5 protein-coding genes are annotated in these 10,469 nt (G+C 46.4%); all 5 read left to right on the top strand.

Going from position 1 to position 10,469, the window contains the following annotated elements; genetic code table 11:
- The first annotated feature begins 20 nt into the window (after positions 1-20).
- The 5 genes from CHU92_RS10130 (at position 21) to tamL (ending at position 10,241) form a co-directional block, all read left to right on the top strand.
- Positions 21-713: an RluA family pseudouridine synthase gene (locus tag CHU92_RS10130; protein WP_094415198.1), complete on the top strand. Its 693-nt coding sequence runs from the start codon at positions 21-23 to the stop codon at positions 711-713.
- A gap of 59 nt (positions 714-772) precedes the next feature.
- Complete coding sequence (locus CHU92_RS10135; protein ID WP_094415200.1) at positions 773-2,119, top strand: DUF5723 family protein; 1,347 nt, start codon at positions 773-775, stop codon at positions 2,117-2,119.
- 53 nt (positions 2,120-2,172) lie between these two features.
- Positions 2,173-2,730: a pseudouridine synthase gene (locus CHU92_RS10140; protein ID WP_094415202.1), complete on the top strand. Its 558-nt coding sequence runs from the start codon at positions 2,173-2,175 to the stop codon at positions 2,728-2,730.
- Between the two features lie 85 nt (positions 2,731-2,815).
- Positions 2,816-7,948, top strand: a complete 5,133-nt coding sequence (locus CHU92_RS10145; RefSeq protein ID WP_094415204.1) for a translocation/assembly module TamB domain-containing protein — start codon at positions 2,816-2,818, stop codon at positions 7,946-7,948.
- The gene (gene tamL / locus CHU92_RS10150) at positions 7,941-10,241 is read left to right on the top strand and encodes a translocation and assembly module lipoprotein TamL (protein WP_094415208.1); all 2,301 of its coding nucleotides are present in this window, start codon (positions 7,941-7,943) and stop codon (positions 10,239-10,241) included. Before CHU92_RS10145 ends, tamL begins: the two co-directional genes overlap by 8 nt.
- Positions 10,242-10,469 lie beyond the last annotated feature (228 nt).

Raw genomic sequence — 10,469 nt, forward strand, 5'->3', positions numbered from 1 at the left:
TGAAAATCTGAAAATCCTTAATGAAAGTAGTTTCAACAAAAGATAATTTACAGGTACTCCATGAAGATAACCACATCATTGTGGTGAATAAAAGGGTTGGTGATATTGTCCAGGGCGACAAAACAGGCGATAAGCCGCTTAGTGAGGTGGTTAAGGAATACCTTAAAGAAAAATATAACAAGCCGGGCGAGGTGTTTTTGGGGGTTGTGCACCGGCTTGACAGGCCTACCACCGGTATAGTGGTTTTTGCCCGTACATCAAAAGCGCTTACGCGACTTAACGACCTCTTTAAGAACCGGGAAACACAAAAAACCTACTGGGCTATTGTTAAGAACCATCCTCCCCGGCAGGAAGCAACGCTCATACATTTCCTTAAACGGAATGAAAAGAACAATACCACTAAGGCATACGCCAAAGAAGTGCCAGGCAGTAAAAAAGCCAGCCTTGATTATAAAATAATAAAAAAGCTGGACAGCTACTACACGCTGGAGATAAACCTGCACACCGGACGGCACCACCAGATACGGGCGCAGCTTGCCGCAGCAGGCTGCCCTATTAAAGGCGACCTTAAATACGGGTTTGGACGCAGTAACCCTAATGGTGGCATTCATCTTCACGCCCGCAGGCTTGATTTTATACACCCGGTTTCAAAACTCCCTATAACAATTACCGCCCCTGTGCCGGAAGATGCGTTGTGGCTGGCAACAGAATAGTTTTTAATTGTTTGTTAAAAATGTAAAAATCATTACCTTTAAAACAAAACAAATTCACTATGAAAAAAAATTTACTTTACCTGTCCCTGTTTTTCAGTGCGGGTGTGTTAGCCCAGGAGCATTTCTCAGGTATCAATACTTCCCGGCGGACAGGGCTATTGAATGCCGCACTCAATCCGGCCGAGCTCACTAATCTAAAAAGTGACCACGAAGTCAATATATTCAACTTTAGCGCCAATGTAGCGAATAATAAAATCACTTTTGGTGACCTTATCGACGGCAAAAACTTTGAAAACCTGATCTTCTCAGGGAATGAAGCTACAAACCTGAGGGGCGACCTGGAAATCTTAGGCCCCTCCTTTGGGCTTAAAACCGGTAAGTGGGGTTTTGCAGTCACTTCCGGCGCAAAGATAAAGGCAGAATTTGTGGATATTGACGTGACGCTGGGTAATGCCCTTATCAATTCGGCCAGTGATGCCATACTTGGTGGGCCGGTAACAATCAACACAGCCTACAACCAGCGCGCTAGTGCTACAACATGGGGCGAAATAGGACTTTCGGCAGCCAGGGAACTTTTCAATAACGAAGAGCATCGTTTTACCGGAGGTGTAACTTTTAAACTCCTTTTTCCCGGCTCGTATGCCAATATGTCGGCTGAAAGGTTCAGGGGCACAATTACACGTACCGGGAGTAATGTAGAACTTACTAATGCCAACGCCTCCGTCAATATTGCCTACTCTGGCTCGCTTGCTGAGGATTATACCGACAGCAGTAATTTTACACAATTTTTTGCCGGTGGCCTCAACGGCTTTGCTACCGACCTTGGCGTATCCTACCAATGGAAAGATAAAATTAACGGCGGCAATATCCTTACAGCAGGTATATCAGTGCGGAACATTGGTAAAATGACCTTTAAAGATGATAATAATATAAGCCGTACTTATGAACTGAATGTAGGTGCTGGTGAAAGCCTTAACCTTAACCAATTTGAAGGTGTGGAAGACCTCCGGGATATTGAGGCCATACTTGAAAACAATCCGAACCTTTTCCAGAAGAAGGACGTAACGCAGGATTTTAAAGTAAAACTTCCTACTGTATTTTCGGCATATGCTGATGTAAAGCTGTACAATTCGTTTTTTGTGACCGCTTATACTCAGCAAAAGCTTAACGAGGACAACGATAATAAGCAGATAGCCATACAAAACATAGTTACTGTTACACCACGCTATGCTATAGATGTGTTTGAGGCTTATGTGCCGCTATCGCATAATGAAATATCAGGGTTTACCGCAGGTGTAGGCTTCCGCCTTGGCGGATTCTTCATAGGCTCAGGCTCTGTGTTGTCAGCAGCTTTCAGCGACACTGACCAGGCTGACGGCTACCTTGGCTTCCGCTTCGGTTTTTAAATCTCTTTTTATCAAAATCAGGCCGCGTTTAGTAGCCTAATTTATTATATTAAATGCCCCACTTCATATTATACAAGCCTTATGGCTACCTGAGCCAGTTTACCTACAACCTCAAACGTAAAAAAAAGCTGCTGGGTGAACTGTATAATTTTCCCGCCGGGACTATGGCTATAGGAAGGCTCGATGAAGATTCCGAAGGCCTGCTCCTGCTCACTACTGATGGCATGATGAGCGAAATTGTGAGGAGTAAAAAAGTGGAGAAAGAATATTACGTGCAGGTCGACGGAATTATAAATGAAGCGGCTATACAAAAATTAAGTGCGGGTGTTGAAATAGGCGTTAAAGGTACGCGCTACACTACCCTGCCCTGCAATGCCCGTAGACTGGAAAAACCTCCCCGGCTATGCACACGTAAAATAAGGGACGAAAGGCACGGGCCTACATCATGGATAGCCGTTACGGTTACCGAAGGCAAGTTCAGGCAGGTGCGGAAAATGACAGCCGCTGTTGGTTACCCTACCCTCAGGCTTGTCCGGGTAAGGATTGGAAATATTCAGGTGGGTAATATGCAGCCCGGTAATGTCAGGGAAGTTACAGCACTTGCTCCCTAATCAGGCTTTGGGAACAATATCTGTTTTTAACTTTAGCAAAACTTTAAAATTATAGTTAGTATTTTGTCCTATTTTAGAGGGATAAATGAATGCAAAAGCTAAAAAATACGTACGCAAAATTCTAAAGGTACTCCTGTGGGTTACAGGGTCTGTTATAGGATTGTTCCTGTTAATTGTATTATTGCTCCAAATCCCTTATATCCAGGATATTGTAAAAGATGAAGCGGTAGCCTATCTTGAAGGGAAAATAGGTACTGATGTAAACATTGGCCGGATTGAAATAGGCCTGCCAAAAAAAATAATACTGGAAGGGGTTTATTTTGAAAGCCGTGAAGGCGACACCCTGCTGGCAGGCGAAAAACTGGCAGTTGATATCAGCCTGCTGAAACTGCTTGATAATGAAATTGAAATTAATTCCGTAAACCTGCAGGGGATAGTTGCCAATGTAAAGCGCAACCGGGACTCTGTTTTTAATTTTGATTACATTATTGATGCCTTTGCTTCAGGAAAACCCAAAGACACTACTTCCGCACCTATGAAATTTTCTGTTGACAGGATGAACCTCGACAGGATACAGGTAACTTTTAACGATGAAATATCAAAAAATAACCTTAGCGCCGTGATAAGCCATTTTGATACCCGCATTAGAAAATTTGACCTGGATAAGCAGGAATTTGAGGTACCCAGGGTAAGGCTTGACGGATTAAGGGTAAGGCTGAAGCAGGGGCTTGTAGCAGAACTGGCAAAAGGCACACAAAAAGCAGCTGAAAAAGCCTCAGGAAAGCCGGGCCTTAAACTGAAGCTCGGGGAAATTAACTTCAGCAATATTGATATAGCCTATAACAACGAAGGCTCCCACCTTGATACTGGCCTTAAACTGGAACGGCTACGGGTAGAAGTAAATGAAATTGACCTTAATGGCCAGCTGGCTGATGTTGAGAATTTTGAGCTTGAAGGGCTGAAGGGAAGCCTTGCAATTACCCGTTTTGAAAAACAGGTAGCAAAAGCATTGCCTGAAAAGACAGCAGCAGTGGAGCAGGCACAGTGGAAAATTAAGCTGGCAAAGGCTGACATAGCCAATGCCAACTTTAAGTTTGATGACCAGAATGCCGCACCGGCAGCAAGAGGCATTGATTATAAGCACCTTGATATTACAGGACTGGACCTGGAAGCAAAAGACATTTCGTACTCCCCTGATGCCATAGCTGCTGATATACGCCGGTTCTCCGTACGTGATAAGAGCGGGCTCGATATAAGGGAGCTACGCACAAGGGCCCGCTATGGGCCTAAAGGGGCAGAATTAAGCGGCCTGTACCTTGAAACACCACAAACCCTCCTTAAAAACCATATTGCAGTAAGTTACCCATCGGTTGAGTCACTGGGTAAGGATATTGGCGCTATGGCTGTCAATGCCAGCCTTGAAGGCAGCCGCGTAGGCTTTAAGGATGTATTGCTCTTTGTGCCCGGGCTTGCGTCAACCAATCCTTTTAAAAGTAACCCTGGTGCTGTAATGCAGATAAACAGCCGCATTAACGGTAAGGTAAGCGACCTGCGGATAGCACAGCTTGATATTAGCGGTATAGGCAGCACAACGTTGTCTGCCAGCGGCAGGATAACCGGGCTTCCTGATGCCAAAACAGCCTATTTTGATATAAAAGTTGATGAATTGCGGTCATCTTCAGGAGATATAAAGCAACTATTGCCTGCAGGTGCGCTCCCTGCTAACATCCGGCTGCCTGCCAGCCTTTCGGCAAAAGTGGCTTTTAAAGGCCGTATGGATAATTTTACAGCAAACGCTAACGTTGCCAGCAGTTATGGCAATGCAAAGGTAAAGGCATTGTTTGACAGGCGGATAAAAGGGCGTGAGCGCTATGATGCCGATGTAGATGTAGCTGACTTTAATGTTGGCAGGCTCATAAGCAATGATTCTATAGGGAGGATAAGCATGAAAGCCAGGGTAAAAGGCACGGGGCTGAATCCTGAAACTGCCAGCGCAAGGCTCAAAGCCAGGGTGATTAAGGCTGAATATAACAGCTATACCTATCGGGAGCTTGTAGTTGACGGCACTGTTAATAAAGGTTCCTTTAACGCTGTTGCCGATATGGATGACCCTAATATTGATTTTGACCTTGTGGCCAATGGCGGCTTCAGGGGGAAATATCCCAACGGCAAGATAAAATTGAATGTGGATATTGCCGACCTGAACCGGCTGAACCTGCACGCCGGCCCGCTAAAGCTGCGTGGCAATGTAGATGCCGATATTGCCGACAGCAATCCTGATAACCTGAATGGGAAAGTAAGCCTCCATCATTTTATGTTTGCCAATGCCGAAGGGCAGTTTGCACTTGACTCTGTAAATATCACGGCTGTTTCCACACCTGAAAAAAATTCGATAGTGCTGAAATCTACTATAGCTAATGCCGCTGTAGAAGGCAAGTATAAACTAAGCGAATTAGGCACAGCATTGTCTAACACCATAGCAAAATACTATAATACAAATCCGGGTGCACAACGCAAACAAAGAGGTCCGCAGCAGTTTACCTTCAGCCTGAGGGTTGATAACGATCCTGTACTCCTCCAGCTGGTGCCGCAGATCACCAGGCTTGAACCCATTGCTATTAGCGGGAGGTATAACTCGGTAGGTGATACTTTGGTAATTAACGGCAGCATCCCCAGGCTGGTGTATGGCCCCTATACCATTTCAGGTGGTGTGCTGGCCATAAATACACAGGACGAAGCCCTTGATTACAGTCTCACTATTGATGAAGTGCAAAGTGAGCAGTTCCTGTTGCCGCAAACAAATATTACGGGCGTAATACGTGAAAACCTGCTTAGCTACCGCCTGCAGATACTTGACCGCAAAGAGGAAGAGCAGTACCTGCTGGCCGGGGAAATGAGGTCCGCAAATGGCAATACCGAGCTTTCGCTTGACCCTGAAGGGCTAAAACTAAACTATGAGCCATGGAACATAGCTGCTGATAACCTTTTGCGTTTTGGCAGGAACGGTATCTACGCCGATAATTTTGTACTCAGCAGCCAGGGGGGTTCCATAAGCCTCCAGTCAGCATCGGAGGCGGCCAATGCCCCTTTAAATGCGAAGCTTGAAAATTTTGAGATACAGACACTGACCAACATGGTCCAGAAAGAGGAATTAAAAATAGGTGGCACCATAAACGGAACGGCTCAGCTGCGCAACCTGGGCACAAACCCGGTTTTTGTTTCTGACCTTGACATATCAGCTTTTACCATAAGTAAAGATACCGTAGGCGATATCAGTATAAAAGTAGATAACCTTACCGCCAATACCTATACGGCTGATGTGGCCATAACCGGAAACGGAAACCAGGTTGGCCTGGACGGTACTTACAGTGCTGACAGCAGGTCGTTTAACCTCAGTATGGATATTGAAAAACTGAATATGGCAAGCGTGCAGGCCTTTACTTTTGGAGAACTGGAAGAAGGCAGCGGGTATCTGTCAGGGCGCTTTAAGGTAACAGGCACGGCGACTGACCCTGACGTTAACGGCAACCTGCAGTTTAATGATGTGGCTTTTAGGGTTACGCAGCTCAATTCGTACTTTAAATCAATAAATGACAATATTGTTATTAATGACAGAGGCATAATCCTGGATAATTTTACCGTTGAAGACGAAGAAAACAATGTACTCGACATTAACGGCAGCGTTGCCACAACCGACTTTAAAAAATATGGCTTTAACCTGAATATCAATGCAGAAAATTTCAGGGCGGTGAATTCAACAGCAAAAGATAATGATTTTTATTATGGCAACCTGTACCTTGATGCGAACCTTAACGTAAAAGGCACCTCGGAAAGCCCTGTTGTAGACGGCAACATCAGGGTAAATGAAGATACCAAATTTTCGGTAGTGCTGCCCCAGCAGGACCCATCAATAGCCGACAGGGAAGGTATTGTGGAGTTTATTGACCAGGACAATATGGAAATACAGCAGCGCCTGAAAATGGAGGAAACACTTAACAGCAGCAATGTTAAAGGCATGAATGTTTCAGTTGCTATAGAGATTGTAAAGGAAGCAGAGCTGAACCTTATAATTGACAAAGGTAACGGCGATTTCCTGCAGCTCAGGGGTGAGGCGCAGCTTACAGGCGGTATTGACACATCAGGCAAAACCACACTGACCGGCCGCTACGAATTTACCGAAGGCGCCTACCAGATGACATTTAATTTTATAAAAAGGAAGTTTGACATCCGGGAAGGCAGCTATATTCTATGGACAGGTGAGCCTACTGAGGCCACAGTAAATATTACGGCAGTTTACCGAACAGAAACTTCACCTATTGACCTTGTGGAAGACCAGCTGGGCGCAGTCTCGCCAACAGTGCGGAATACCTACAAGCAGCGCATTCCTTTTGAGGCATTGCTGAAAATAAACGGTGAGCTGCTGAAACCGGAGCTTTCCTTTGACATTGTGCTGCCGGAAGGCAATTACAATGTAGCAACAGAAATTTTGAATACTACCAGGACGAAGCTGGAACAAATAAGGCAACAGCCTTCTGAACTCAATAAGCAGGTTTTTGCGCTGCTGCTCCTTAACCGTTTTATTGGCGAGAATCCGTTTGCCAGCGAAGGCGGCGGCGATAATGCCGAATCTATAGCACGCCAGAGTGTAAGCAAAATATTATCGCAACAACTCAATAACCTTGCTGCCGACCTTATACAGGGTGTGGAGCTTAATTTTGACCTTGAATCAACAGAAGATTATACAACAGGCGAAATGCAGAACCGTACAGACCTGAACGTTGGGGTATCTAAACAATTATTTGATGACAGGCTGAAGGTAACTGTAGGCAGCAGTTTCGGGCTGGAAGGGCCGCAGCAGTCCAACGAGCAGTCAACCAATATAGCCGGCGATGTTTCAGCTGATTACCAGTTAACGCGTGACGGGCGCTATATAGTAAGGGCCTACCGTAAAAATGATTACCAGGTGGCCCTGCAGGGCCAGGTGATTGAAACAGGTGTTGCTTTCATAATTACTATGGATTATAATAAGTTCAGGGAGCTTTTTCATACATCAGAAGAAGAAAAAGAGATGAAACGCAGGGAGCGGGAGCGCAGGGAGCGGGAAAAAAAAGAAAAAAGGAAAGCTGAAGAAAAGAAAGCTGAAGATGCCCCTGTAAACCAGGACCAGGATTTGCCGCCTAATACCCAACAAGGTGAAAAGAGTGATAAAGATGAATAACATAAAATTATACTGCATACTCATTGCCCTGCTGCTCTGCTTTGGCTGCAGCAATACAAAATACCTGCCCGAGGGCGACATGCTTTATGTAGGCGGGGAAGTGAAGGTAGAAGATTCCTCCTTGTCGCGCAGTGACCGCAAAGCGCTTGCCAATGAGCTGAAAACCCTGATAAGGCCACGCCCTAACCGGGGTTTTCTGGGCCTGCGCCCAAGGCTGTGGGTATATAACATTGCTGGCGAACCCAAAAAAGAAAAAGGTTTCCGGTACTGGCTCCGCAACAAAGTAGGAGAACCGCCTGTGCTGTTTAGCCAGGTTGACTCTGACTATAATGCTGATGTACTGCAAAACCGTGTGGAAAATAAAGGCTACTTTAAAGCCCGCACAAGCGCGGACTCCACCTCACGCAACCGAAGGGCAAAAGCTTTATACACTGTGAGGCCCGGCAGGCAATATACCATACGGAATGTTATTTTCCCGTCTGACTCTGCCGCTACCCCCCTTGATAGCGCTATAGCAACATTACAACGGCGGAGCAGGCTGAAACCCGGCTCGCCGTATGACCTTGATGTTATAAAAGCGGAACGGGAACGGATTGACCAAAGGCTTAAGAACAGGGGCTATTTTTACTTTAGCCCTGATTATATACTGGTGCAGGTGGACAGTACTGTGGGCAACAGGCAGGCAGACCTTTTTGTAAAGGTAAAAGAAGAAACCCCACAGCACGCCCGGCAGGTGTACAGGATCAATAAAATAACCATTTACCCCAATTATAACCTTACTAACGCGCAGGACACCCTGCAAAAACCCCAGGCAACACAACAATACAAGGATTTTACGATAGTCGACCCTGATGCTACCTTCCGGCCGATAATCTATGACCGCACGCTGTTTTTCCATAAAGGCGATATTTACAGCCGCAGGGATCATGACCTCTCGCTTAACAGGCTGGTTAACCTGGGGACATTTAAATTTGTGAAGAACTCATTCAGGCTGGCTGATACCCTTTCACCATCACTTGACGTGTATTACTACCTTACCCCCCTGCCTAAAAAATCAATACGCGTTGAGCTCCTGGCCAAAACCAATTCGGCTAACTTTAACGGCTCGGAAATAAATATCAACTGGAGCAACCGCAATACGTTCAGGGCTGCCGAACTGCTTACCCTTACGGGTTTTGGCGGCGTTGAGATACAGGTATCCGGTCAGAACAAAGGCTACAATGTGTACCGGGTGGGTGGCGAGGCAAGCTTGGTATGGCCGCGTTTTATAACCCCGATAAAAATTGCAGACTCGAGCGCTTTTGTACCCCGTACAAAGGCTATGGTAAATTATGAGTACCAAAACAGGGCGAGGCTATATTCCCTAAACTCGTTCAGGAGCCAGTTTGGCTACCTCTGGAAAAACAATCCCCGTGTGGAGCAGCAGCTTAATGTTATTGACGTAAATTATGTGAGCCCCAGCCGGGTTACAGAAGAATATTTACAACGGATTGACAGCCTGCCCGCACTGGGTAAAGTAATTGAAAAACAGCTGATATTTGGCCCCACCTACTCCTATACCTATACCAATACCATGCGCAAAAGGGAGCGCCATACATTTTACTACAAAGCCTCGCTTGATGCCGCGGGCACGCTGGCAGGCCTGCTAACCGGCGCTGATGCAAAAGGCGGCGACACAAAAGAGCTTTTCGGGGTGCCATTCAGCCAGTTCCTCAAAACAGAACATGATTTCAGGCATTATCTGAGGCTTGGGCGCGATTCCCAGCTCGCCAGCCGTATTATTGTGGGTGTGGGTATGCCTTATGGCAATTCAACAGAACTTCCTTTTATCAGGCAGTTCTTCATAGGCGGGGTAAACAGCATTAGGGCTTTCCGGGCACGCGCCATTGGCCCCGGTACTTTTAATCCTGATGTGGGCGGTGATACCTTTTTACCCGACCAGAGCGGCGACCTGAAACTGGAACTCAACACCGAATACCGCGCCAAATTGTTTAGTGTAGTACACGGGGCGCTATTTGTTGATGCCGGCAATATATGGCTCTGGAACGAGAACCCTGAAAAACCCGGGGGCCGATTTTCAGGCGATTTTTATAAAGAACTGGCCGTGGGTACAGGGGCAGGCCTCCGTATAGATGTTACCTTCCTGGTACTTCGGCTCGACCTTGCTTTCCCCCTACGCAAGCCGTGGCTGCCCGAGCAGGACCGCTGGGTGCTGGACCAGGTAGATTTCGGCAGCAAAACCTGGCGCAAAGATAACCTTGTTTTTAATATTGCCATTGGTTATCCGTTCTAACTGCAACACACTCATACATTGCAGGCTGGCGCGCAGGAATAAACCATAGCAGGATCCCGACAGGTAAGCCCCCATTTTAATTAAAGTAAAAAATATATCCTTACATCCTACCCCCCCCTGCCATACTGCCTAAAAATGTACTTCGCTACTCAAAGCGCCTCCTGCCGGTACCCTGTGCAGGATTTTTTTTGGGCGTGTCCCTGCGGGCCGGGCTTTCCGCTGCAAGTC

It is taken from the genome of Flavobacterium cyanobacteriorum (assembly GCF_002251835.1).
Classification (GTDB): domain Bacteria; phylum Bacteroidota; class Bacteroidia; order Flavobacteriales; family Flavobacteriaceae; genus Flavobacterium; species Flavobacterium cyanobacteriorum.